General features: G+C 61.3%; 23 protein-coding genes. 13 read left to right on the forward strand and 10 right to left on the reverse strand.

Annotated elements, in window-relative coordinates:
* Positions 1-38: 38 nt before the first annotated feature.
* Positions 39-1,214, forward strand: a complete 1,176-nt coding sequence (locus J3P79_RS05015) for an aspartate aminotransferase family protein (RefSeq protein ID WP_434608646.1) — start codon at positions 39-41, stop codon at positions 1,212-1,214.
* Positions 1,215-1,367: 153 nt separating this feature from the next.
* The gene (locus tag J3P79_RS05020) at positions 1,368-2,102 is read left to right on the forward strand and encodes an OmpA family protein (RefSeq protein ID WP_434608647.1); all 735 of its coding nucleotides are present in this window, start codon (positions 1,368-1,370) and stop codon (positions 2,100-2,102) included.
* Between the two features lie 85 nt (positions 2,103-2,187).
* Here the strand turns inward: J3P79_RS05020 and ehuA are convergent, their stop codons facing one another.
* From ehuA to ehuB, 4 genes are all read right to left on the reverse strand, one after another.
* Complete coding sequence (ehuA, locus tag J3P79_RS05025; protein WP_434608650.1) at positions 2,188-3,057, reverse strand: ectoine/hydroxyectoine ABC transporter ATP-binding protein EhuA; 870 nt, start codon at positions 3,055-3,057, stop codon at positions 2,188-2,190.
* Complete coding sequence (gene ehuD / locus J3P79_RS05030) at positions 3,057-3,713, reverse strand: ectoine/hydroxyectoine ABC transporter permease subunit EhuD (protein ID WP_053125022.1); 657 nt, start codon at positions 3,711-3,713, stop codon at positions 3,057-3,059. Before ehuD ends, ehuA begins: the two co-directional genes overlap by 1 nt.
* On the reverse strand, positions 3,710-4,369 hold the full coding sequence (gene ehuC / locus J3P79_RS05035) for an ectoine/hydroxyectoine ABC transporter permease subunit EhuC (protein WP_434608653.1): 660 nt from the start codon (positions 4,367-4,369) through the stop codon (positions 3,710-3,712). The genes ehuD and ehuC overlap by 4 nt, the downstream gene beginning before the upstream one ends.
* Positions 4,370-4,441: 72 nt before the next feature.
* A complete protein-coding gene (gene ehuB, locus J3P79_RS05040) occupies positions 4,442-5,299 on the reverse strand; it encodes an ectoine/hydroxyectoine ABC transporter substrate-binding protein EhuB (RefSeq protein ID WP_434608655.1) in 858 nt (285 codons plus the stop codon).
* Positions 5,300-5,588: 289 nt separating this feature from the next.
* Between ehuB and J3P79_RS05045 the strand changes: the two genes are divergently transcribed.
* The 8 genes from J3P79_RS05045 to J3P79_RS05080 all read left to right on the forward strand — a co-directional run bounded on the left by J3P79_RS05045 (position 5,589) and on the right by J3P79_RS05080 (position 15,085).
* Positions 5,589-6,983, forward strand: coding sequence for a PLP-dependent aminotransferase family protein (locus tag J3P79_RS05045; protein ID WP_434608657.1), 1,395 nt, complete (start codon positions 5,589-5,591; stop codon positions 6,981-6,983).
* 215 nt (positions 6,984-7,198) lie between these two features.
* Positions 7,199-8,170 (forward strand): hydroxyectoine utilization dehydratase EutB, encoded by a 972-nt coding sequence (gene eutB, locus J3P79_RS05050; RefSeq protein WP_434608658.1) that lies wholly within the window; start codon positions 7,199-7,201, stop codon positions 8,168-8,170.
* Between the two features lie 22 nt (positions 8,171-8,192).
* Complete coding sequence (locus tag J3P79_RS05055) at positions 8,193-9,185, forward strand: cyclodeaminase (protein WP_434608661.1); 993 nt, start codon at positions 8,193-8,195, stop codon at positions 9,183-9,185.
* A 38-nt stretch (positions 9,186-9,223) separates the two neighbouring features.
* Positions 9,224-10,414, forward strand: coding sequence for an ectoine hydrolase DoeA (gene doeA, locus J3P79_RS05060; protein ID WP_434608662.1), 1,191 nt, complete (start codon positions 9,224-9,226; stop codon positions 10,412-10,414).
* A gap of 3 nt (positions 10,415-10,417) precedes the next feature.
* Positions 10,418-11,419, forward strand: coding sequence for a N(2)-acetyl-L-2,4-diaminobutanoate deacetylase DoeB (gene doeB / locus J3P79_RS05065; RefSeq protein ID WP_434608663.1), 1,002 nt, complete (start codon positions 10,418-10,420; stop codon positions 11,417-11,419).
* 186 nt (positions 11,420-11,605) lie between these two features.
* Complete coding sequence (locus tag J3P79_RS05070) at positions 11,606-12,085, forward strand: Lrp/AsnC family transcriptional regulator (protein ID WP_434608666.1); 480 nt, start codon at positions 11,606-11,608, stop codon at positions 12,083-12,085.
* Positions 12,086-12,215: 130 nt separating this feature from the next.
* A complete protein-coding gene (locus J3P79_RS05075) occupies positions 12,216-13,703 on the forward strand; it encodes an NAD-dependent succinate-semialdehyde dehydrogenase (protein ID WP_434608668.1) in 1,488 nt (495 codons plus the stop codon).
* The gene (locus J3P79_RS05080; RefSeq protein ID WP_434608669.1) at positions 13,700-15,085 is read left to right on the forward strand and encodes an aspartate aminotransferase family protein; all 1,386 of its coding nucleotides are present in this window, start codon (positions 13,700-13,702) and stop codon (positions 15,083-15,085) included. Before J3P79_RS05075 ends, J3P79_RS05080 begins: the two co-directional genes overlap by 4 nt.
* Positions 15,086-15,227: 142 nt before the next feature.
* Here J3P79_RS05080 and J3P79_RS05085 read toward each other — a convergent pair whose 3' ends face one another.
* A complete protein-coding gene (locus J3P79_RS05085) occupies positions 15,228-15,665 on the reverse strand; it encodes a YhcB family protein (RefSeq protein WP_039591575.1) in 438 nt (145 codons plus the stop codon).
* Positions 15,666-15,812: 147 nt separating this feature from the next.
* Between J3P79_RS05085 and J3P79_RS05090 the strand changes: the two genes are divergently transcribed.
* The 3 genes from J3P79_RS05090 (at position 15,813) to zapE (ending at position 19,018) form a co-directional block, all read left to right on the forward strand.
* Positions 15,813-16,442 carry an alpha/beta hydrolase gene (locus J3P79_RS05090; RefSeq protein WP_434608671.1) on the forward strand — a complete coding sequence of 210 codons (630 nt, stop codon included), beginning with the start codon at positions 15,813-15,815 and terminating at the stop codon, positions 16,440-16,442.
* A 24-nt stretch (positions 16,443-16,466) separates the two neighbouring features.
* On the forward strand, positions 16,467-17,822 hold the full coding sequence (locus tag J3P79_RS05095) for a tryptophan--tRNA ligase (protein WP_434608673.1): 1,356 nt from the start codon (positions 16,467-16,469) through the stop codon (positions 17,820-17,822).
* Positions 17,823-17,923: 101 nt separating this feature from the next.
* On the forward strand, positions 17,924-19,018 hold the full coding sequence (gene zapE / locus J3P79_RS05100) for a cell division protein ZapE (protein WP_434608675.1): 1,095 nt from the start codon (positions 17,924-17,926) through the stop codon (positions 19,016-19,018).
* A 116-nt stretch (positions 19,019-19,134) separates the two neighbouring features.
* Here zapE and J3P79_RS05105 read toward each other — a convergent pair whose 3' ends face one another.
* From J3P79_RS05105 to J3P79_RS05125, 5 genes are all read right to left on the reverse strand, one after another.
* Complete coding sequence (locus J3P79_RS05105; RefSeq protein ID WP_434608677.1) at positions 19,135-20,127, reverse strand: asparaginase; 993 nt, start codon at positions 20,125-20,127, stop codon at positions 19,135-19,137.
* 79 nt (positions 20,128-20,206) lie between these two features.
* On the reverse strand, positions 20,207-21,418 hold the full coding sequence (locus J3P79_RS05110) for a hypothetical protein (protein ID WP_434608679.1): 1,212 nt from the start codon (positions 21,416-21,418) through the stop codon (positions 20,207-20,209).
* A gap of 15 nt (positions 21,419-21,433) precedes the next feature.
* The gene (locus J3P79_RS05115; protein ID WP_434608681.1) at positions 21,434-22,321 is read right to left on the reverse strand and encodes a nitrilase family protein; all 888 of its coding nucleotides are present in this window, start codon (positions 22,319-22,321) and stop codon (positions 21,434-21,436) included.
* Between the two features lie 189 nt (positions 22,322-22,510).
* Positions 22,511-24,457, reverse strand: coding sequence for a flavin monoamine oxidase family protein (locus J3P79_RS05120; RefSeq protein ID WP_434608683.1), 1,947 nt, complete (start codon positions 24,455-24,457; stop codon positions 22,511-22,513).
* Between the two features lie 202 nt (positions 24,458-24,659).
* Entirely contained in the window at positions 24,660-25,556 is an 897-nt protein-coding gene (locus J3P79_RS05125) for a GlxA family transcriptional regulator (RefSeq protein WP_434611357.1), read from the reverse strand.
* Between the last annotated feature and the right edge of the window lie 101 nt (positions 25,557-25,657).

The following is a 25,657-nucleotide window of genomic DNA, read 5'->3' on the forward strand; positions in this document are numbered from 1 at the left end:
ACCATACTGGAAAAAACCACCCGATGGAGCTAGATGTCATGACCGCTGCCTGCTTGATGACCACCTACCAACCCCTGGCGCTGAGTTTCACCCATGGCCTGGGCACTCGCCTGTGGGACCAGGATGGGCGCGAGTACCTCGACGCGGTGGCGGGTGTGGCGGTGACCAACGTCGGGCATTCCCATCCCCGGTTGGTGGCGGCCATCAGTGAACAGGCTGGCCTGCTGCTGCACACATCGAACCTGTACAGCATCGACTGGCAGCAAAGGCTGGCCCGCAAGCTCACGCAGCTTTCAGGAATGGAGCGGGTGTTTTTCAACAATTCCGGAGCTGAGGCCAACGAAACCGCATTGAAACTGGCCCGTCTGCATGGTTGGCACAAAGGCATCGAGCAGCCACTGGTCGTGGTCATGGACAACGCCTTCCATGGGCGCACCTTGGGCACGATGTCCGCCAGCGACGGCCCATCGGTACGGCTGGGGTTCAATCGGCTCCCTGGGGATTTCGTCAAGGTGCCGTTTGGCGATCTCGCCGCGCTGGAAAAAATCCAGCAGGCCCATGGCGAGCGTATCGTCGCGATTCTGGTGGAGCCGATCCAAGGGGAAAGTGGCGTGCAGCTCGCACCGCCGGGTTACCTGCGGGCCCTGCGGGATGTGTGCAGCCGGCGCGCCTGGCTGCTGATGCTCGATGAGATCCAGACCGGCATCGGTCGCACCGGCCAATGGTTCGCGTTCCAGCACGAGGGCATCGTGCCGGACGTCATGACCCTCGCCAAAGGCTTGGGCAACGGTATTCCCATTGGTGCCTGCCTGGCGCGGGGCAAGGCCGCCGAGCTGTTCACGCCGGGCAGTCATGGCAGCACGTTTGGCGGCAATCCCTTGGCCTGCCGCGTGGCTTGTACGGTATTGGATATCATCGAGGAGCAAGGCCTGCTGGAAAACGCCGAGCGTCAGGGGGCGCAGTTGCTCAGCCGGTTGCGCGCCGAACTGGCCGACAATCCGAACGTCCTGGAGATTCGTGGCCAAGGGTTGATGATCGGCATCGAGCTCAAGCAGCCGGTGCGCGACCTGACGCTCCTTGCCGCCCGGGACCATGGCTTGCTGATCAATGTCACCCGGGGCAGGACCATCCGCCTGTTGCCGCCACTGACCATTGATGGGCGGGAAGTGGAGATGATTGCCAGGGGCGTGAGCCGCAGTTTGGCGCAGGCGTGAAACGTCTTCGATCGGGCGGCGACCGATGTTTTTCAGTCGGGGCGAAGCGCAGCGCAACGCGACGGAATTTTTAACGTTTGCCGCGTTCCAACGCCAGCCAGAGTGGATTGCCTACACTTTGGCAACCAGACTGAAAATCCCAGGAGCATCTCCATGTTCACCTCGCGTCGCTTGATCGTTGTCGCTACCGCCGTGGCCCTGTTGTCCGGCTGTGCGTCGCCCAACCCCTATGACAACCAGGGCCAGGCCTCTACCGAATCGTCGGGCATGAGCAAAACCGCCAAGTACGGTGGCCTCGGTGCATTGGCGGGGGCCTTGGCCGGTGCGGCCATCGGTCACGATAACCGCGGCAAGGGCGCGTTGATCGGTGCCGCGGTGGTCGGCGCCTCGGCGGCAGGCTACGGCTACTACGCCGACCAGCAGGAGAAGAAACTGCGCGCCAGCATGGCCAACACCGGCGTTGAAGTGCAGCGCCAGGGCGACCAGATCAAACTGATCATGCCGGGCAACATCACCTTCGCCACCGACTCGGCGAACATCGCCTCCAGCTTCTACCAGCCGCTGAACAACCTGGCCAACTCCCTCAAGGAGTTCAACCAGAACCAGATCGAAATTGTCGGCTACACCGACAGCACCGGCAGCCGCCAGCACAACATGGACCTGTCCCAGCGCCGTGCCCAAAGCGTGGCGAACTACCTGACGGCCCAGGGCGTGAGCGGCGCCAACCTGTCGGCCCGTGGCGCCGGCCCGGACAACCCGGTGGCGAGCAACGGCGACGTCAATGGCCGCGCGCAGAATCGTCGGGTCGAGGTCAACCTCAAGGCGATTCCGGGGCAGCAGTACCAGGCGCCGCAACAGCAGGGGCAAACTTACCAGCAATATCCATAATCGCTGGGCTGTAGATAAAAAGGGGACCCTGGAAACAGGGGCCCCCTTTTTTTGCGGCCAGCGTTTGGGCTTTTGTGCGAGGGGGTTAGTTAGCCTCTTTCACCGCACTCAAGAACGCACATGTGCGCTCCTGCTGCGGGTGCTCGAAGATCTGCGCAGGCGTGCCCTGCTCGTGGATTTGGCCTTTGTAGAAGAAGCACACCCGATCAGCGAACTCCCGCGCAAATCCCATCTGATGGGTCACCATCAGCATCGTCAGGTTGTGCTCGGCACCCAGTTTGCGGATCACGTTCAATACTTCTCCGCACAGTTCCGGATCCAGCGCCGAGGTCACTTCATCGAACAGCATCACTTTCGGCCGCATCGCCAGAGCCCGGGCTATCGCTACCCGCTGTTGCTGGCCGCCGGACAACTGCGACGGGTAATGGTCGAGCTTGTTGCCCAGCCCCACCAGTTCCAACAGGTCGGCGGCACGCTCCCGGGCTTCCTTCGGTTTCATGCCCAACACTTGCACCGGCGCCTCGATGACGTTTTGCAACGCGCTCATGTGCGGAAACAGATTGAAGCTCTGGAACACCATGCCGATCTTGCCCCGCACGCGGCGAATGTGTCGGTCGTTGGCCGGCACCAGCACGCCGTTGCGGTTGGGCATGTGGGTCAGCGAGTCGTCTTCGACGCGGATCTGGCCTTGGTCAATGCCTTCCAGGGTCATCAGCACCCGTAAAAGAGTAGATTTGCCCGATCCGCTGGGGCCAATGATCGCGACCTTTTCACCGGGCGCGACATCCAGGTTCAGATGGTCAAGTACGGTGAAGCTGCCGTAGCTTTTGGTCACGTCCTGGAAACTCACAATCGGCCGGGACGGTGTCGGAATCTGCATGGCCGGGGCCTCCTGCTGCGACGCCAGCGTGCTGCGCCGGGACAAATCGGTGGGCGTGGACAGGGGTAAAGTCATTAGCGTAGCTCCATGCGCGTTTCAAGGCGCCGTACCAGATAGGCCAAGGCGAGGCTCAGGGCGAGGAAGAACAGGCCGACCAGGGTGATGGGTTCCAGGTAGCGGAAATGCTCGGAACCGATGTTCTTGGCCTGCTGCATGATTTCCACCACAGTGATCGCCGACAGCACCGGCGTGTCCTTGAGCATTGCCACCAGGTAGTTGCCCAAAGGCGGCACGATGGGGCGCAGTGCCTGGGGCAGGATGATGTTGCGGTAGGCGTCGTACGGCGCGATGTTCAGCGCCGTCACCGCTTCCCACTGCGCCCGGGGCACCGCATCGAGACCGCTGCGATAGACCTCGGCGATGTAGCAGGCGTAGTGCAGGCCGATGCCGAGGATGCCGACCTGCATGGCCGTCAGGCTAAGACCGTAGTTGGGCAGCACGTAGTAGAGGAAATACACCTGGATCAGCAACGGCGTGCTGCGGATGAACTCGATCACCGCCGTGGCCGGCCATGACAGCCAGAACTTGCGGCTGCGTCGGCCAATCGCCAGGAACAGCCCCAGCACGATCGCGATCAAAAAGCCGATCAACGTGATGCCGACGGTATTGAGGGAGGCGCGCAGCAGGTCCGGAAGGATTTGCGCCGCGTAGGACCAGTCGAACAACGTCATGACAGACCTCCACGCATCCGGCCCCGGCTCAGCCGCCGCTCGACGTTGCGCATGCCGAAGTTGATGGCCTGGGCGAGGATGAAATACATCACCAGCGCCAGACTGAAAATCTCCAGGGTCTGGAACGTCGCCTGGTCCAACTGGCGCGCCCGGAAACTCAGGTCCGACAAGGTGATCAGCGACACCAGCGAGGTGTTCTTCAACAACTCGATGAGCAAATTAGTGCCCGGTGGAATCGCCGCCAGCAAGGCTTGGGGCAGGATGATCCGCTTGAAACGGGTGAAACTGCTGAAATTCAATGCCGTGCAGGCTTCGTATTGGCCCTTGGCGACCGAGCTGATCGCACCGCGCATCACTTCAGCCCCATACGCGCCGATGTGCAGGCCCAGGCCGACGATCGCCACGGCGTAAGGGCTCAATTCGACGTTGAAGGGCGGCAGCGGCAGCACGAAGAACAGCCAGAACAACTGCACCAGCAGCGACGTGCCTCGGAACACTTCGATGTAAGTGATGGAAAACCAGCGCAACGCGCGCCACGGCGACAGCCGCCCGAGCGCCGCGAGTACCGCCGCGACAATCGCCAGCAGCGAGCCGAAGAAGGTCACCTGGAGCGTGACCCAGGCCCCTTGAATCAATAACGGAAGTAATTCGCCCATGGTTCAACCCGATATCCGATGAAGCGGGGAACAGGCATCACGCCTGCGCGTCATGCCCGTTTCGGCGTGCCATTACGGCTGAGCGCAGAGCTCGGCCGCGGTCTTGCTGGTGACGTTGGATTTATCGAAACCGAATGGCGCGACGGTCTTGAGGTGTTCTTCCGACCCCAGCCACTTTTTCAGCTCGGCGTTGACCGCGTCGCGCAGGTCCTTGTCTTCGGGGCGGAAGGCCAGGGCGCCGTAACCGATGTGGGACGGGTCGTCCTTGAACTCGGTCATCGCCTCGACCTTGTCACCGCCCTTGGTAGCCAGGCCTTTCATGGTCAGTTGCGTGCCGACGGCGGCGTCGGCGCGACCGGCGCGCACGGCTTGCAATTGCGCGGTGGTATCGGGGACCTGGAGGATTTGTTCATCCTTGACCCCGGAATCGCGGGCATACGCCAGGTTCACCGTGCCGGCCATGATGGCCAGTTTCACGTCCGGTTGCTTGGCGATGTCTTCATAACTGTGGAGTTTTTTCGGGTTGCCCTTGGCCACGAGCAAGGCGTCGGGCAACTGGTATTGCGGATCGGTGAACAGCACCTGCTTGCAGCGCGCCGGGGTGATGTACATGCCGGCGGCAATCACGTCGAAGCGTCCGGCGCGCAGGCCAGGGATCAGCGAGCCCCATTCGGTGAGCACGCCGTTGACCTGCTTGATGCCCATCTTGGCGAAGATGATCTTCGCGATCTCCGGCGATTCGCCGGTGACGGTGCCGTCGGTTTCGGTGAAGGCAAACGGGGTTTCGTTGGCGTAGCCGATGCGGATGCTGCTGTTGCTTTTGACGGTGTCCAGGGTGGCCGCCTGGACGCTGCTGGCCAGGCCAAGCACGGCACAAGTCAATAAGAGTCGGCGCAAGGGTGTGCAAGTGCGGGGAAGAAAATTGCTCATCGATAAAATCTCCTGTTTCTTGTGGATCCGTCAGCGGACGGTTCTGTGTTAGGAGGCAGTGTGACAAGAGCAAAACGTACGGCGGCGGATCCGGGCGGGGCCTGGAATCGGTAACGGCGCCGGTACAGGTCGATCCGGCTTTTTGTCGGGGTAATGAACCCGCCTGGAGGACGACCTTGGACCGAGCATACAAAAGCCCCGGCGCGGATTGTATTGCACTAGGACAATTGCTTTGCCGCCATGGCCGCGCAATGCTGTGCGCACCCTTTCTCACGCCGGTTGCAGCGTTATGGATAAGTGGAAGTCAGCCTTGGACCTCGCCCGCAGCGGTGAATCCAAATACAAGATCCTGGTGCAGGCCATCGCCGACGATATCGAGCAGGGCGCCCTGGCCAACGACCAGCGCCTGCCGCCGCAACGGCAGGTGGCCGACGCCATGGGCATCAGCGTGCAGACTGTCACCAATGCCTACAAGGAGCTGGAGCGCCAAGGGCTGGTCCGTTGCGAAGTCGGGCGTGGCAGCTTCGTCTCGCGGCGCATGAGCGACCGGGTGGCGACTTACATACTCGACAGCCCCGAGCGGGCGCTGGTGGATTTTTCCATCACGCGCATTCTCCACACCCGCGAGCACGATCAGTTCTGGCGTGACACTTGCGCCGAGCTTAGTACCGAAGAGGATCAGCCATGGATCCATGCGTTTCGTCCGATAGCCGGTTTTGAATCCCATCGCGAAGCTGCGGCGCAATGGATCGGGCGGCAGGGGCTGAAGGTCGATCGCAACGATGTATTGATCACCAATGGCGCGGCTCATGGCATCTTCCTCGCCCTGGCGTCCCTCGCCGGTCCCGACGATGTGGTGCTCTGCGAAGGGCTGACCGACCACGGCGTGATCGGCAATTCCCAAGTGCTGGGTTTCACCCTCAAGGGCCTGGACACTGACCGCCATGGCATCGACCCTGAGCATTTCGAGGACATGTGCAGCAACGAGCGCATCACCGCGCTGGTGTGCACGCCGAACCTGAACAATCCCACCACCAGCCTGATGCCCGACGCCCGGCGCCGGGAAATCGCTGAGATCGCTCGCCGCTTCGGTGTGCACATCATCGAAGACGATGTGTACGGTCCGCTGCTGGACGAACGCCGGGCGCCACCCATCAGCCATTACCTGCCGGAGCTGTCGTTCTATTGCACGAGCATGACCAAGTCGGTGCTCACGGGATTGCGCATCGGCTATCTGGTGGTGCCCAAGCGCCTGGCGTTGCGTACCGAGAGCATCCTGCGGGTGAACAGTTGGATGGCCACGCCGATGGTGTCGGAGATCGCCGCCCGCTGGATCCGCGATGGGCGCGCCGAGTCGTTGCTGCACTTACAGCGGCGCCTGTTGGCGGGGCGCCAGGCGATGGTCACCGAATACATGGGCGAGCACGTATTGGCCCAGCATCCTCACGCCCTGAATGCCTGGATCGGCATCCCGTCGCACTGGGAGGTCGACAGCCTTGTGCGGGCGCTGCGACACAAGCACATCGCGGTCACTTCCCCCGATCCGTTCACCGTCCGCGGCACTCCCAGGCCACGCGCGGTGCGGGTATGCGTCGGCGCCGAATGCAGCGACGACGAAATGCGCCATGCACTGATCGGCATGCGCGAGATCTTCAACCAGTATCCGCAGATTCATGATTTCTGACGCACCACACCATTCCCTGTGGGAGCGAGCTTGCTCGCGATAGCGGTGTGGCAGTCAGCAAAGATGTTGCATGTGAGGGCCCCATCGCGAGCAAGCTCGCTCCCACAAGGAATTTTGGTGACTTTGGAACTTCATCACTAAATTGCCCTAGTACATTCATCACTACAATCCAGCCCTCTTAGACTGCGCCCAACACATCTGCTCGGGACGCGGTCATGACAGGGTTGCAGCTTCAGGACATCTACCTCGCTCGCCAGCGCATCGCGTCGCAGGTCCGGCGCACGCCCATGGAGCATTCCCCCAGCCTGTCGCGACTGATAGGCGTGCCGGTGTACCTCAAGCTGGAATCCCTGCAGATCACCGGCAGCTTCAAGCTGCGCGGGGCGAGCAATGTCGTGGCGCAGCTCAGCGTCGAGCAAAAGGCCCAAGGCGTGGTCACGGCTTCGACCGGCAACCATGGCCGGGCGTTGGCGCATGCGGCCTCGCAGCAGGGCGTCCGGGCGATTGTCTGCCTGTCGAACCTGGTGCCGGCCAACAAGGTGCAGGCGATTCGCGATTTGGGCGCCGAGGTGTGCATCGTCGGCCAATCCCAGGACGATGCCCAGCGCGAGGCCGAGCGCATCGCCCGGGAGCAGGGGGCGACCTTTCTGCCGCCGTTCGATCACCCGGCAATCATCGCCGGTCAAGGCACCCTCGGCCTGGAGATCCTCGAACAGCAACCGGACGTGGCCCAGGTCCTGGTGCCGTTGTCCGGTGGCGGCCTGTTCGCAGGCGTTGCCCTGGCGCTGAAAAGTGCCAGTCCGGCAATTCAGGTCCACGGCATCAGCATGGCCCGAGGTGCCGCGATGCACGCCAGCCTGGACGCAGGCGAACCGGTGGAAATCGAAGAACTGCCAACCTTGGCCGATTCCCTCGGCGGCGGCATCGGCCTGGACAACCGCTACACCTTCGCCATGACCCGGCAGCTGATCGACGGCCTGCACCTGCTTTCCGAGGCCTCCATCGGCAATGCCATCCGCCACGCCTATCACCACGAGCGCCTGGTGCTCGAAGGCGCCGCCGTGGTGGGCATCGCGGCGCTACTCGACGGCCTGGTCGAGCCCCGTGGCCCCATCGTCCTGGTGATCAGCGGGCGCAACGTCGACACCGAACGCCATGCCCGCGTGATCGCTGGCGCCAACGCCTGATAAACCCTGAACGGAGCCTGCCATGAGTGAAGTCACCCTATTGAGCGAAGCCGACCTGCGCAGCTGCGTGACCCTCGATCTGGCCAGCGTCGACGCCATCGAGCAGGCCTTCGTGCTGCTGGCCACCGCCGCCGTGGCGATGCCGCCGATCCTGCGATTGGACATCCCCGAGTACAACGGCGAAGTGGATGTGAAGACCGCTTACCTGCCGGGCCTGGAACGCTTCGCCATCAAGGTCAGCCCGGGCTTTTTCGACAACCCCAAGCTTGGCCTGCCCAGCCTCAACGGCATGATGATGCTGCTCTCGGCACGCACCGGTTTGCTGGAGGCGCTGCTGCTGGATAACGGCTACCTCACCGCCGTGCGCACCGCTGCAGCGGGTGCGGTGGCGGCGCGTTGCCTGTCCCGCGAGGACAGCCGCAGCGTGGCGCTGATCGGTGCTGGTGAGCAGGCGGCGTTGCAGCTTCAGGCACTGCGCCTGGTACGGCCCATCGACGAGGTGCGGGTCTGGGCGCGTGATGGACAAAAAGCCAAGGCATTCAGTCAGGCGTTGGCACGTGAGACCGGCCTGGCCGTCACGCCATGCGCGTCCATTGACGCTGCCCTGGAAGGCGTGGACATCGCCATCACCTGCACCCCCAGTCGCGAACCTTTGATCGAAGCCCGTCATTTGCACCCGGGCCTGCACATCACGGCGATGGGCTCGGACGCGGAGCACAAGAACGAGATCTCCCCGCAAGCCTTGGCGGCCGTCGACTGCTATGTCGCCGACCGCTTGAGCCAGACCCGTGTGCTCGGCGAGCTGCACCACGCCCTTGCGGCAGGCACCGTTCGCGATGACCTGGGGTTGATGGAATTGGGACGGGTGTTGGCGGGGCAGCGGCTCGGGCGCACCGATGCGGCGCAAGTGACGCTGTGCGATCTCACCGGTACCGGCGCCCAGGACACCGCTATCGGCAACCTCGCCTTCGAACGGGCGCTGGGGGCGGGCAAGGGCTTTGCGTTCGGTCGCTAACACATCTTTCAACGAGTCATTGAACAGAGGGCAGGTGGATGTCAGAGATAGTCGTCAATCTTCCGTTCCAGCGGGAGGAATATGCCCAGCGCCTGGCGAAGGTTCGCACGGCCATGCAGGCCCAAGGGCTGGAGCTGCTGCTGGTCACCGATCCATCGAACATGGCCTGGCTCACCGGCTATGACGGTTGGTCGTTCTATGTGCACCAGTGCGTGCTGCTGGCGCTGGAGGGCGAGCCCGTGTGGTTCGGTCGCGGCCAGGATGCAAACGGTGCCAGGCGCACGGTGTTCATGCAGGCAGACAACATCGTCGGTTACCCGGACATCTACGTGCAGTCCCGCGAGCGCCACCCCATGGACTACCTGTCCCGCGAGGTGATCATCGCCCGCGGCTGGGGCGCGCTGCGCATCGGCGTGGAAATGGACAACTATTACTTCAGCGCCGCTGCGTATCTGTCGCTGCAAAAGCACCTGCCCGACGCGAAACTGGTGGACGCGGTAGGCCTGGTGAATTGGCAGCGCGCGGTCAAGTCGCCCCAGGAAATCGCCTACATGCGTATCGCTGCGCGCATCGTCGAGAACATGCACGGTCGGATCCTCGAACGGATCGAACCGGGCATGCGCAAGAACGAACTGGTGGCCGAGATCTACAGCAGTGGCATCCTCGGTGCCGACGGCCATGGCGGCGACTACCCGGCCATCGTGCCGCTGTTGCCCACCGGGGCTGATGCCAGCGCGCCGCACCTGACCTGGGATGATTCGCCGTTCGAACGGGGCGCCGGGACCTTCTTCGAAATCGCCGGTTGCTACAAGCGTTACCACTGCCCGCTGTCGCGCACGATTTACCTGGGCAAGCCGCCGCAACATTTTATCGACGGTGAAAAAGCCGTGGTCGAAGGCATCGCCGCGGGCCTGGACGCGGCCAAGCCGGGCAACACCACTGGCGACATCGCCGTGGCGTTTTTCAAGGTGCTGGAGAAGTTCGGCATCCACAAGGACAGCCGTTGCGGCTATCCCATCGGTATCAGTTATCCGCCGGATTGGGGCGAACGCACCATGAGCCTGCGCCCTGGTGACAACAGCGTGCTGCAACCGGGCATGACCTTCCACTTCATGCCGGGGCTGTGGATGGACGATTGGGGCCTGGAAATCACCGAGAGCATCCTGATCACCGAGACTGGCGTCGAGACGCTGTGCAACGTGCCTCGTCAATTGTTCGTGAAGGATTGAGCCATGCCCGACTTGCCCAACAATCCCATCAGCGCCACGGTCGACTTCAGCCGCGAGGGCGTGCAGCACGGCTTTCTCAAACTGCCGTATTCGCGGGACGATTCGGCCTGGGGCGCGGTGATGATTCCCATCACGGTCATCCAGCGCGGCAGCGGTCCGACGGCGCTGCTCAGCGGTGGCAATCACGGCGATGAATACGAAGGCCCAGTAGCCCTGAGCAAACTGGCGCAGCAACTGACGGCTGAAGACGTGAGCGGGCGGGTGATCATCGTGCCGTTCATGAACACCCCGGCCTTCCACGCCGGACGCCGGACTTCGCCCATCGACAAGGGCAACCTGAACCGCAGTTTTCCCGGCAGGCCGGACGGCACCGTTACCGAGAAAATCGCCGACTATTTCAATCGCACTCTGCTGCCCTTGGCTGACATTGTCCTGGACATTCATTCCGGCGGGCGGACCCTGGATTTCCTGCCGTTTGCCGCTTGCCACGTATTGCCGGACAAACAGCAGCAAGCGCGCTGCGAGGCCGGGATGCTGGCGTTCAACGCGCCGTATTGCATGCGCATGCTGGAGCTGGACGCCGGGGCGATGTACGACACGGCGGCCGAATCCCAAGGCAAGGTATTCGTCACCACCGAACTGGGCGGCGGCGGTTCGTCGACCGCCCGTAGCGTGGCGATTGCCGAGCGTGGGGTGCGCAACCTGTTGATCCACGCCGGCATCCTGCGGGGCACGATCGAGTTGCAGCCCTCGCTGGTGCTCGACATGCCGGACGCCAGTTGTTTCATTGCCAGTGAGCACAACGGCTTGTTGGAGATGTGCCGTGACCTGGGGGAAAACGTCACCCAGGGTGAGGTGGTTGCGCGTATCCATGACACCACCCGCAACGGCGTCGCCCCGGTCCAATACCGCGCCGCCCGCAGCGGCCTCTTGGCGGCCCGGCACTTTCCCGGGTTGGTGCAGTGTGGCGATACGTTGGTGGTGATTGCGGATGTGTTGGCGTAATGCGCCTCAACTGACACACACACTGTGGCGAGGGAGCTTGCTCCCGCTCGGCTGCGAAGCAGTCGTCGCTTTTTGATCTGAGCGATTACGAAGCTGCTATTGGGGCCGCTGCGCGGCCCAGCGGGAGCAAGCTCCCTCGCCACAGGGGCGGTGTGATTTTCTGATTTGTCTGGAGAGCCCGGCCCCATGCACAAGCTCGATCGCTACGACCTGAAGATCCTGCAAATCCTCGCCGAGGACGGGCGGATTACCAAGTCGAGCCTGGCCGAAGCCATCAACCTGTCGGTGACGCCGGCCTGGGAGCGGGTGCGCAAGCTGGAAGCGGCGGGCTTGATCATCGGTTACCGGGCGCAGGTCGATTGGGCCGCCGTGTTCAAGCGTCAGCAAGTGCTGGTGGAAATCACCCTGGCCCGGCATACCGCCCAGGACATGCGTCGTTTCGAGCAACGGATGATCTCGGCGCCGGAAGTGGCGTTCTGTTACGCCACCGGCGGCGGTGTGGATTACCTGGCGATGATCCAGGCGCCGGACGTCGATGCCTACCAGCGTTTCGTCGATCAACTGTTGCTCGAAGACCTCGGCATCGAACGCTATTTCACCTACATCGTCACCAAGACCATCAAGACCGCCGGTGCGTTGCCGGCGGAGCTGTCGTCATCCGCCTGAGCACCGCAGAAAACGCTCTTCAGCGGGTTCTTTCCAGAAAAAAACCAAGGTCTGACCCCACTCGAACACCCGAAAGTCCAAGTGTTGCTGGCCTAGCATGGATTCACGCAAACGGTCTGGAGTGAACGTCATGCCTTATCAACATCCGCTGCTGTTCAAAGCGCTTTGCTATGTCGACGGCCATTGGATTCACAGCGACAGTGGCCACAGCGTAGCCGTCCAGAACCCGGCCAACCGCACCGTCATCGGTCATGTGCCGATGCTTGATCAACCGCAGATCGTCGCGGCGGTGGACGCGGCGCATCGTGCATTCCCGGCGTGGCGCGAGCAGAGCCTGGAGGTTCGCGGCACGATCCTGCGTCGCTGGGCGGCGTTGATCAACGAGCACAGCGAAGACCTGGCGCGCATTCTCAGTCTGGAGCAGGGCAAGCCGCTGGCTGAGTCCCGTGGCGAAATCGCCTACGCCGCCAGCTTCATCCCATGGTTCGCCGAAGAGGCCCGGCGTCTATACGGACAGAACATTCCCAGCCATATCCCCAATGCTCACCTCGGCACCATCAAGGAACCCGTGGGCGTCTGCGCGCTGCTCACACCATGGAACTTCCCGTCGGCGATGATCACCCGCAAAGCCGCCGCCGCCCTGGCCGCCGGATGCACAGTGGTGATCAAACCGGCCCACGAGACACCGTATTCGGCCCTGGCGTTGGCGCAGTTGGCCGAGGAAGCGGGCTTTCCGGCCGGGGTGTTCAACGTGGTGCTGGGCGAGCCGCAAATGGCTATGGAAACCCTGGTCAAGGACCGTCGCGTACGTTCTGTGAGCTTTACCGGCTCGACCCGGGTCGGGAAGCTGGTGTTGCAAACGGCGGCCCATGACGTGAAGAAAGTCGCGTTGGAGTTGGGCGGCAATGCGCCGTTCATTGTCTGCGCCGATGCCGACCTGGCCTTGGCGGTGAAAGTCGCTGTAGAGGCGAAGTTCCAGACCTCGGGCCAGGATTGCTGCGCGGCCAACCGAATCATGGTGCAACGTCCGGTCTATCAGGCATTTCTCACTCGCTTCGCCGCAGCGGTGCGTGCCTTGCGCGTCGGGCCGGCCATGGTCGATCAACAGGAACAGGACGTGGATGTCGGCCCATTGATGCACCAGGCCGCGCTGGATGCGACCGCTGATCGTGTCGCCGATGCCTTGGCCCTTGGCGCCCAGCGCCTGGTGGGTGGCGAGGCCCACGCCTTGGGCGGGTTGTTCTACCAACCCACCGTGCTGGCCGATGTCACGCCGCAAATGCGCATCTACCGCGAGGAAAATTTCGCGCCCATCGCTGGGGTGATGCCGTTCGACACCTTGGACGAAGCCGTCGAAATGGCCAACGACACCGAGTACGGACTGGCGGCCTATATTTGCTCCAACCGCCTGGATGTCATCTACCCGCTGATCCGCCGTCTCGACCACGCCATGGTTGCGGTCAACGGCGTCAAGTTCACCGGCCACCCGATTCCCTTCGGTGGCATGAAAGCCTCCGGCCTCGGCCGCGAGGGCGGCACCGAGGGCTTCGAGCCTTTTGTCGAAACCAAATATTTTTGCCTGCACCATCAAGGCCAGTTCCCAGGAGAGTCCGCATGAGCCAAGACTTCAACACGCTGTTCGAACAAGACCGTGCGCATTTCATGCACCCCTCGACCCACGCCCATGACCACGCCAGCGGCGCGCTCAAGGGCCGGATCATCAAGAGTGCTTCGGGCGTTCGCATTCGCGATCATGAAGGCCGTGAGTTCATCGACGCTTTTGCCGGCCTCTACTGCGTGAACATCGGCTACGGCCGCACCGAGGTCGCCGACGCCATCTACAAGCAGGCCAAGGAACTGGCCTACTACCACACCTACGTTGGCCATTCGAGCGAGGCGATCATCGAGCTGTCCAGCCGCATCATGGACTGGGCGCCGGAGGGGATGAAGAAGGTTTATTACGGCTTGTCCGGCTCCGATGCCAACGAGACCCAAATCAAACTGGTGCGTTACTACAACAACGTGCTGGGCCGGCCGCAGAAAAAGAAAATCATTTCCCGTGACCGTGGCTACCACGGCTCGGGCATCATGACTGGCAGCCTGACGGGTCTCCCAGCGTTTCACCAGCATTTCGACCTGCCGGCGGAAGGGGTCAAGCACACCGTGTGCCCACACTGGTATCGCAAGGCCCCGGCGGGCATGGACGAAGCGGCCTTCGTGCGTTATTGCGCCGATGAGCTGGAAAAAATGATTCTCGCCGAAGGCCCGGACACCGTGGCGGCGTTCATTGGCGAACCGTTGATGGGCACCGGTGGCATCATCGTTCCTCCCGCCGGTTACTGGGATGCGATCCAGGCCGTGTTGAAGAAATACGACGTGCTGTTGATTGCCGACGAGGTGGTCTGCGCATTCGGCCGCCTCGGTTCGAAAATGGGCAGCCAGCGTTATGGCATGAAGCCGGACCTGATCACCACCGCCAAAGGCCTGACCAGTGCCTATGCACCTTTGTCGGCGGTAATCATCGGGGAAAAGGTCTGGAGCGTGATTGAAAAAGCCTCCCAGGCCGAAGGTGCCATGGGCCATGGCTGGACCTATTCCGGTCACCCGATCTGTGCGGCGGCGGCGCTGGCCAACCTCGACATTCTCGAACGGGAAAATCTCACGGCCAACGCCGAGGAGGTGGGCGGTTACCTCAATCGCCGCCTACGTGAAACCCTCGAAGGTCATCCGTTGGTGGGCGAGGTGCGCGGGGACGGGATGCTCGCCGCGGTGGAATTCATGGCCGACCGCGAGCAGCGCACGGCGTTCGACCCGGCACTCAAGGTCGGCCCCAAGGTCTCGGCCGCCTGCCTGGAGCGCGGCATGATCGCCCGCGCCATGCCCCACGGCGACATCCTGGGCTTCGCCCCGCCGCTGATCCTGACCCGCGAAGAGGCGGACCTGATTGTCGACATCACCAAGGGGGCGATCGATCAGGTGGCGGAAGAAGTGTTGGCTTAACTGAGATGCCTCAGTACACCGATCCCCGTGGCGAGGGTGCAAGCTCCCTCGCCACGGGGGATCAAATTGAAATAGGGAATTGGAACCAATAAAAAGCCCGCCCGATCTGTGATCGGGCGGGCTTTTTGGTGTCGTTGCGAAACTACTTCTTCAAACCGTAATGCTCATCGAGCATGCCGGGTGAATTCGGCGCCTTTGGCGCATAGTCCCGTGGTGGTTCCTGGATCCCTTTTGGCGGGGTCAGGCGCTCCCGTGGCGTCTGCGTCGCATCGGCTTGCAGGGCGGCCAGCAGGCGTTGGCGGGTCTGCTCGTCCAGGGCCAGGCGATTGGCGCCCTCGGACAGATGATCCTGGACTTCCTGGTAGCTCTGGGTGAGTTTTTTCACCAGGGAGGCGGTGCTGTTGAAGTGAGTGACCACTTCATTCTGATAACTGTCGAAACGTTCCTGGATGTCGTCCAACTGACGTTGGGTGCTGTTGGGCACCGCATTGGGCAGCAGGCGGGCAATCAGGAAACCAATGGCGACACCGGCAACCAGGGCAAGAGTCGGCAACAGCCAAACTAAGAGCGAGTGTTCCACGAGTCCTTCCTCTATAAACGGCTTTGCTTTACGTTAACGGCTCGGACCTGCGCTGTATACCGCGAAGAACATCGCAATGATGCCAGGCACAGACTTTTAGCTAGACGAGTCGACCCAATTCGAGGTCACGGAGTTCTTTCCTTGCTTATGCGCGAAACCCCTGTAGTCATCGCTGGCCCGGTGGGCCAACTGGAAGCCTTGTATCTGGACAGCGAGGCCCCCCGTGGCCTGGCGCTGATTTGCCACCCGAACCCGGTGCAGGGCGGGACCATGCTCAACAAAGTGGTCTCGACCCTGCAACGCACCGCCCGCGATGCCGGCCTGGTTACGTTGCGTTTCAATTATCGCGGCGTCGGCGCCAGTGCCGGCAGCCACGACATGGGCACCGGCGAAGTGGACGACGCCCAGGCCGCGGCCGCCTGGCTGCTGGAAAAACACCCCGGCCTGCCGCTGAGTTTGTTCGGTTTCTCTTTCGGCGGCTTCGTTGCCGCGGCCCTCGGCGGGCGCCTGGAAGCCCAGGGACAACCGCTCAAGCACCTGTTCATGGTGGCCCCGGCGGTGATGCGGCTGGACGAACAATCACCCTTGCCGACGGGCGGTGAGTTGACCGTGATCCAGCCGGAAACCGACGAAGTGGTCGACCCGGAGCTGGTCTACGCATGGTCCGACGCGCTCCAACGTCCCCATGAGCTGCTGAAAGTGGCAGAATGCGGACACTTTTTTCATGGCAAGCTGACCGATCTCAAGGATCTGCTCCTGCCGCGCCTCTCGAATTGACAGCAGTCTGACAAGCGATAACCCATGACGACGCGTACCCGTATCCTGACCGGCATCACCACCACCGGCACCCCGCACCTGGGCAACTATGCCGGCGCCATCCGTCCGGCGATTCTCGCCAGTCGCGACAGCAACGCCGATTCGTTCTACTTCCTGGCCGACTACCACGCCCTGATCAAGTGCGATGACCCGCTGCGCATCCAGCGCTCGCGCCTGGAAATCGCCGCCACCTGGCTGGCCGGCGGCCTGGATGTGGACCGCGTGACATTCTATCGCCAGTCCGACATTCCCGAGATCCCGGAGCTGACCTGGCTGCTGACCTGCGTCGCCGCCAAGGGCCTGCTCAACCGCGCCCACGCCTACAAGGCTTCGGTGGACAAGAACGTCGAGGCCGGCGAAGACCCGGACGCCGGCGTCACCATGGGCCTCTATAGCTATCCGATCCTCATGGCAGCCGACATCCTGATGTTCAATGCCCACAAAGTGCCGGTCGGTCGCGACCAGATCCAGCACGTGGAAATGGCCCGCGATATCGGCCAGCGCTTCAACCACCTGTTTGGCCAGGGCAAGGAGTACTTCACCATGCCCGAAGCGCTGATCGAAGAAAGCGTCGCCACGCTGCCGGGCCTCGATGGTCGCAAGATGTCCAAGAGCTACGACAACACCATCCCGTTGTTCAGCAGCGCCAAGGACATGAAGGACGCGATCTCGCGGATCGTCACCGACTCCCGCGCACCGGGCGAAGCCAAGGATCCGGACAACTCGCACCTGTTCACCCTGTTCCAGGCCTTCGCCACCCCGGCGCAGTCCGCCGAGTTCCGCAGCGAATTGCTGCAGGGACTGGGTTGGGGCGAGGCGAAGAACCGTCTGTTCCAATTGCTCGATGATCAGTTGGGTGAAGCACGCGAGCGTTATCACCAGTTCATCGAGCGTCCGTCGGACCTTGAAGACATCCTGCAACTGGGCGCGAAGAAGGCCCGGGCCGTGGCGACACCGTTCCTCAACGAGCTGCGCGAGGCGGTTGGCCTGCGGTCCTTCGTCAGCCAGGTCCAGGTGACCACCCAGACGAAGAAGAAAGCGGCCAAGGCGGCCCGTTTTGTCAGCTTCCGCGACGAGGACGGCAGTTTCCGTTTCCGCCTGCTTTCCGCCGACGGCGAGCAACTGTTGCTCTCGAACAATTTTGCTGATGGCAAGACCGCCGGGCAGGTGACCAAGCAATTGCAGTCCGGCCAACCCTTGGATGTACGCAGCGAAGACCTCAGTTTCAGTGTCTGGCTCGACGGCGCATGCGTGGCCCAAAGTCCTGCGTTCGCCGACAGTGCCGCCCGGGATGCCGCCATCGACGCGTTGCGCGTGGCACTGACGCCTGCCCAGGACTGACCGAAGGCGTAACCCGATCATCGGCCCGAATAAGGGCCGATTGCCATTCCTCTGGGCCATCGCTACAGTGACGGCCCGTTTTTGTTGCCTTGCTAACGAATATGACGCCCCTAGAACGATATCAAGCTGATCTGAAACGCCCGGAATTCTTTCACGACGCAGCCCAGGAAACGGCGGTGCGGCATTTGCAGCGCCTGTACGACGACCTGATCGCCGCGTCGAACAACAAGCCGGGCTTGCTGGGCAAGCTGTTCGGCAAGAAAGACCAGGCGCCGGTCAAGGGCCTGTATTTCTGGGGCGGCGTTGGTCGTGGCAAGACTTACCTGGTGGACACATTTTTCGAAGCGCTGCCGTTCAAGGAAAAGACGCGGACGCACTTCCACCGCTTCATGAAGCGCGTGCATGAAGAAATGAAAACCCTGGGCGGCGAAAAGAACCCGCTGACCATCATCGCCAAGCGTTTCGCCGCCGAAACCCGGGTGATCTGCTTCGATGAGTTCTTCGTTTCCGACATCACCGACGCCATGATCCTCGGCACGCTGATGGAAGAACTGTTCAAGAACGGCGTGACCCTGGTCGCCACCTCCAATATCGTGCCCGACGGCCTCTACAAGGACGGCCTGCAACGGGCGCGCTTCCTGCCGGCCATCAAGCTGATCAAGGAGCACACCGAGGTCGTCAATGTCGACAGCGGCGTGGATTATCGCCTGCGTCACCTCGAGCAAGCGGAACTGTTCCACTTTCCTCTGGATGCCGCCGCCGAAGAAAGCCTGCGCAAGAGCTTCCGCGCCCTGACGCCGGAATGCACCCAAGCGGTGGAAAACGATGTGCTGATCATCGAAAACCGCGAGATCCGTGCCATACGCACCTGTGACGACGTGGCCTGGTTCGACTTCCGCGAACTGTGCGACGGCCCGCGCAGCCAGAACGACTACATCGAATTGGGCAAGATCTTCCACGCCGTGCTGCTCAGCGGCGTCGAGCAAATGAGCGTCACCACCGATGACATCGCCCGTCGCTTCATCAACATGGTCGACGAATTCTACGACCGGAACGTGAAGCTGATCATTTCGGCCGAAGTCGAACTCAAGGACCTCTACACCGGTGGTCGCCTGACCTTCGAGTTCCAGCGGACCCTGAGCCGTTTGCTGGAAATGCAGTCGCACGAATTCCTTGCGCGGGCGCATAAGCCGTAGGGTTTTGCGGACAAACGCCCTTCCATGCCAGCAACGCTGTCCGGCAAGGGCGGTGACAAAACCGTGGCGAAGCGTTTGCGTGGGCAGCAGCCTGTTTCACCGCAATGATCTCAACGTTACTGAAACTGGACGTTCTCTTTCAGGTAGCGGCCCACATCGTCCTGGCGCTCACAACCCAGCAGCAGCCACAAGAGAATCCTGGCTTTGCGTGGACAGACAAAGCCAGCCATCAACGCGCCCCTGCGAACCAGATCCATTTCGCCACCCTTGAATCCGTAGGTCGAACGTGCCGTGGACCCTGAGCCGCAGCGAGTCGCGATAATGACCGGAATTTTTTTGGCAATGGCATCAATCGATGCAGTCCAGGTTTCGGAAAGATGCCCGGCACCAAAACTGGCAATGACTAACCCGTCGTAGCCCAGCGTGAGAATGTTATCCAACAACAGGGTGTCGGCAGACAGTGATGCCTGTAGCAAGGCGACTTTCTGTGCGGTTTGATGCGGCACAGGCAAGACGTGGCGTTGCGTTCTGGAGCGCAGGTAATAAACGCTTCCTTCGCGCAACAGGCCGGTCGGCCCCACGATGGGCGAAGAAAAAGCCTGTAACGCCATCGAGTCAGTTTTACGAACAGCTTGCGCCGAGTGAATCTGCCCGTTCATCACCACTTGAACACCTCGCCGGCGGCTGTCCTCCGCCAAGCCGATCCGGCAAGCATCCAGCAGGTTGCCCGGCCCATCGGCGCCCGCCTGGGTTGCCGAACGCATCGCGCCGGTGAGGACCAGTGGTTCGTCGTGTTCCCATAGAAGATCGAAGAAGGTCGCCGATTCTTCCAGTGTGTCGGTGCCTTGAGTGATGACTACACCCACCGCGCCTTGCTCGATCTGATAATTCGCCCAGCACAGGACGTTCAGCAGAAACGCAAAGTCCAGCGAGGCGCTGGGTAACATCCCGAGTGTTTCGACGGTGACATGTGCTTGCGTCATCAGCTCCGGTATCGACGCTAGTAGGGTTGCGCCGCTGACAGTTGGCACCACGCCCTCTCCGACGGCCCGGGCCTGCATGCTTACGGTGCCGCCGAGTGACGCGATGGCCAGTTTGGGCAAGTTCATGCGATACCTCTCTTTTTTTGTGGGAACTGGCTGTACGCGCCGCGCTTCAAGGTCGCAATACAGCCAGTGGGTCAAGGGCTCAGCGGGTTATCAGCAGTCCGATAAACGGAATGACCAGCAGGGTGCTTATGGCCATGGACAGGACATTGGCGATGAAAGGATGCATGTCCGCGGGTATCCGCTTTGCAATTGCGCACGCCAGCGGTGGTGCGATCAAAGCACCCAGCAAGGCGCTTGAAATGATTACCAGCCAGCTGTCGCCATAGGTCAGCAACGCCGCCGGAACCACTGATACCAATGGGATGTAAGTGGGATACCAGCCACGCGATATCCATTGTCGGCGCCAGATCACTACGCCCAATGCCGAGGTCAATGCTTGCGCGCCGATCAATTGGGGTAGCAAGCCCGAGCCATAGGCCGGGCTCATCGGGTTCAAGCTGTAGGCCAGCAATGCGCCCACTATCAGGCCGATGCTGGCCCATTCGTTGCCAAAGAACGGTGCCTCGGAAAAGTCCGCCAGGATCCGGCGCAACGTCCAGACGACACCGTAGTCGGGCGTCTTGGCGGGGAGTGGGGCAGGTGGTGGCGAGGATGGCTCTGCCGATGCCTGCGGCTTCACCAGGCTCGGTTGGTAGCGACAGATCAGAAAAGCGATGACGCTGGCGACAGCCATCCCCGAGACGTTGCCAATCACCGCGGGTAATCCGAGCGGATTACAGACGTAGTTGACGATCAGCAGGCACGCCGGGGTGACCAGCAAAGCGCCCATGATCGCCCCGTTGACAGCGACCTTCCAACCGCCGCCAAACATCAGCACCATCGCTGCAGGCAATGAAACGAACGCTGCGAAGGTGGGCTGCCAGGCTGTAGCGGTGACTGTCCAGCCCCACAACAGGTTGCTGAGCAAGAGCCCCAGCAACGAACTGGTCACGAGCCAGGGCCACAGACCGGTGCCGTAGCAGATGGAGAAGCCTTGCCAGGCTTTTCCGGTCCGATTGACCCGGTACGCGAGATAGGCCCCGGCTAGCAATCCAACAGAGGCAAACTCATGCTTGTAGAACGCAACCTCGCTGATGTCGCCCAACACCCAACGTAACCAGGCAACGGGCTGCGGCAGGTTCGATACCATGTGGCTGTAGTCTGGCCAGTGGGCAGGCCAGGAAGAGCGGTACGTGAATGAAAGCCAGATGACCAGCGCTATCGCGCCAAGCATCAGCAAGACGATGGCGATGTCCAGCGGTGATCGGGTGGTCGGCTGACGTTGTTCGAGCTTTTCGCTTGTAGTTTCCATCGGATCGCTCCCTTATCAGCGCGGCAGAGAAGGGTGCTGGGTGTAGCCAAGCATTGGATCGTAAAGATCGGCTCTACGATCGCGGTGCAGGTCATTCAGATTGTTCCAGATGGCGGCGCTGCGGGAACTGGTCAGGTCGATGTCGGCAAGCAGGATTTCCTGTTGGTCGGCGGATGCGACCGCGCCGATTGGCCAGCCGTTGGTGCCCGCGATCAGTGAGCAACCCAGGTAACGGGCACCTCGCTCTTCACCTATGCGGCTCGCCGCTGCGATAAATACATTGTTGACGTGCGCGGCTGTCATCGTCAGGTACGACGCCATGCATTTGCCGGCGTCATCAAACAGAGGCGGTGGTGTCCAGACCCAGTTGTTCAGGCTGCAAATGATGTCTGCGCCTTGCTGGCTGAGAATGCGCGGCACTTCCGGGAACCAGATGTCCCAGCAGATCAACAACCCGATGCGGCCGATGGGGGTTTCGAACACTGGAAAGCCCAGATCACCTGGCGTGAACCAGAGTTTTTCCAGATTCCACAGATGCGCTTTTCGATACTTGCCGATAAAACCGTCAGGCCCCACCAGAACGCCAGTGTTGAACAGCCGCATGCCGTCGCGCTCCGTCAAGCCGGCTACCAGGTAGATTTGATGCTGGCGGGCGAAGTCCATCCAGGCCTGCACGCTTTGCCCGTCGGGGACCGACTCGGCGTGTTCAAACGCATCCTGTCGGCTAGTGAAGAAATAGCCGGTATTCGACAGCTCCGGCAGGACGACGAGGTTGGCGCCGTCGTCGACCGCTTTTGCGGCTAAGGCAAGGCTGCGATGCAGATTGGTTTCGCGATTGCTGATACCGACCTGTGGGTCGAATTGCACGACGGCGACACGAACAGGACTGGTTGGCTCGCTCATAGGGATAACCTCTTTTTTATTGTTATTACGCTGTGTATTGGCGTGTGTATAAGAGGCTAAACAGGCAGGGATGTAAGTCGGCCGTTTCCGTGTAGGTTGTAGGCAACTTCTGAAGATGGACGATTGGAACGCTTCGGGGAGGACTCGGCAGTGCCGTGCACAGCGTGCATGGCACAAGACGGACCAGGGTCAGGAGCCGAGCTTATAGTGCGGATAGTCGTCCAGGGAGAACCCGCCATTGAAGGTCGCCGCGGTCTTGTTGCAGATGTGAATGGCGGCGTCGATGGCGCCTCGAAAGCAAGGCTCTGTCCAGCCAGCGTCCACGGAAAACGATTCGCCGGAAAAATACAGGCCCGAATGATGACCAAAGTCCCTGTTGTATTTCATCAGGCCCACGGCATCGCCGTAGGTGCCTGGCCGATATAACTTGGCACAACCCAAGGAGTTTCTATCGGTAATCCACCGTTGGACCACGGCTTGATCGAGTCCGATATAAGGCGAAATTCTCTCCTGGATATTGGTACATCTCATGAGTATTCGATCCAGCTCCTTGGCGCACTTGCTGACAAGCTCCTTGTCGCTGAATGACGCGAGTTTGGTTGCATCGTCCTCCCAGGTGTAGCTCAGCAGTATGCAGTCATAGCTGTAGTCGTCGTTGTAGCGATAGGTGTAGACGTCGTGGATGAAGCTGTCGGTGACGATTGCCTGCGGGATGGTTCTGTTTTTGGAGAGAAATGATTTCTTCAACGGTGCGAATACTTTGCAGCTGGTCTCCCAATGAGCAGTTTTATAAGCATTGATTGTTTCGAATGGCAGCATTAGCCGCGTGAAATTTTCCAGTTCGATGCGAGTCTCGATCAGCCAAGAGGGGAGCGTCAGGATGACCGAGTCGAAATCCTGGGCGTGCTGCCGGGTTTGCTCGGGCAGACCGTGTTGCCAGTCGAAATGGACGCGTATCTTTTGGTTTGCCAGTTTTGTCAGCCCGGTCACGGATGAGTTTGTGAGCAGGCCGTCTTTTCGTTCAAGGCTATGCTCATGGACGGATTTTCCGGTCTCCGCAGTCTTCATGAACATCAAGCATTCGCTCAGGGCCGCGAGCCCGATGTAGCGGGGGCTGTCGAAGCTCAATCCCGCCGAATCAACAACGGTTTCGCTATGCAGATGGGGCGAAGGGAGTGGATCACCCAGCGAGTCCACCCGACCAAGCACCAGCTGCAAGTGGCTGCTGAACCCAAACACCGCGGTGCGAAGGGGATATAGAGAGCAGACATCGTAGAAGGCCCCCCAACTGCCATCGCCGATGCCGATCGCATAGAAGATCGCGGACTCCTCGGCAGACATTCCCATGCCGCCGAAATCTCCCGGTTCGCGCTCATCCCAGGCTTGCAAGGCAGGCATGCTCACCAAGTCGCGAAATGAGACATTCTGATATTTCGCTACGATCGCCTGCCACATGGCTTCCCATCGTTCAGTGGCGTAAACCTCAGCGACGTGTCGCGTCATTCGGTCGGCAAAGGCTTTCCATTTGGCATATACCTCCCGCAGCTTTCTGCCGGGCGGTGGCGTACTGCCGTCTTCGTTTTTCCAGATCAGCATTTGCGGTGTCGGCTCGCCGCCAATAGTGCCCTCGCGCAGGTAGATGCCTGTCGAGTGGACCCATTGGCTGCCTGGATTGGCGAAGTCGGCAGTCGATAACTCAAAAATCCTGGCGTAGTAAGCCATCAGCGACCGGCCTTCCACTGGAGGCTCATCCGACCGGTTGAAAAAGGGCATGCGCATGGCGCCCATCTCGAAAGGTGTATGGCTGGCGGTGGATTGTTTACTCCCAGGGACGGTCAGGTGCCTGCCGCCGATGCGACTGGATTGTTCAATCAGGGTGATGTGGGTAAATCCGCAACGATAGAGTTCCCTTGCGGCCGTCAACCCAGTGATACCGGCACCGATGATGCAAATCCTATGTTGTGGGTCGGTTGCCTTGGCGATGCCGCCTTTCTGTTCGACCAGGGCCCGGTAGTCGAAGCACAGATCGGGAGGGTTTGGAAAGCGAACGGCCCATTTCTTGTCTGTCGAGCGCTTGGCTCGAATGATGTCCCGGGTGGCGGAGGCGGGGTAGTTGTAGCTTGATCCGATGGTCACTGTTGGTCATCCCTGATGGTGTTTTCAGGGATTGATGTTGCGGTGTTCATGGGGAGCTGTATGTGAGTGAAATTCGGCACTCGGGCATTCTGCGTTCTGCTTTTCATGTAGGAATGAGCGGGGAGGATGATCTTGTGTTGTGCATGATCGAAGGTGGGAGCGAGCAGGCTCGCTTCCACCTTAAATTGCATTCAGCCTTGGCTCACGCCGCCTGCTGGAACTGCTGCCGGTACTGGTTCGGCGACAGGTCGGTGTGTTGTCGGAACAGCCGTGCGAAAAAGCTTGCGTCGTCGTAGCCGACTTCATAGCTGATGGTCTTGATGCTCTTGCGGCTGCCTGAAAGCAGGCCCTTGGCGGTTTCGATTCGCAGTCGTTGCAGGTAATGCAGCGGTTTGTCGCCCGTGGCGGTCTGGAAGCGACGCATGAAGTTGCGGATGCTCATGCCGTGCTCCCTGGCGACGTCCTCGAAGCGGAATTTGTCGGCGAAGTGTTCTTCGAGCCATTGCTGGATCTGCAGGATGATCACGTCCTGGTGCAGTTTCTGCCCGCCGAAGCCGATGCGTCCCGGCGAATAGCTGCGCTGCACTTCATAGAGAATGTCTCGCGCCACGGCCTGGGCCACGTTGGCGCCGCAGAAGCGTTCGATCAGGTAGATGTAGAGATCGCACGCTGAGGTGGTGCCGCCGGCGCAGAACAGGTTGTCGGCGTCGGTCAGGTGCTTGTCCTGGTTGAGGTGGACTTGGGGGAAGCGTTCCTTGAAGGCATTGAAAAAACGCCAATAGGTGGTGGCTTCCTTGCCGTCGAGAAGCCCGGCCTCGGCCAGCCAGAACACCCCGGTGGCTTCTGCGCAGAGCACCGCGCCGCGAGCGTGTTGTTCGCGCAGCCACGGCAGGACCTGTGGATATCGTTGGCACAGGGTGGCGAAGTCATCCCAGAAGGCCGGCAGGATGATGACGTCGGTATTTTCCAGGCCACCGTCCACCGGCATGATCACATCGCTGAAGCTGTTCACGGGGTTGCCATCGGGGCTGACCAGGCGGGTTTCAAAGGCCGGGGTCAGGCCGTGGCCCAGTTGTTTGCCATAGCGCAGGCTGGCCAGGTGGAAAAAATCCTTGGCTTGCATGAGGGTGGAGGCGAAAACCCGGTCGACGGCCAGGATGCTGACGCGCCGCAAGGGCGTGGAGACGTGCATGGACATAA

Origin of the sequence: Pseudomonas sp. R1-7 (assembly GCF_051132105.1) — a bacterium.
GTDB lineage: Bacteria > Pseudomonadota > Gammaproteobacteria > Pseudomonadales > Pseudomonadaceae > Aquipseudomonas.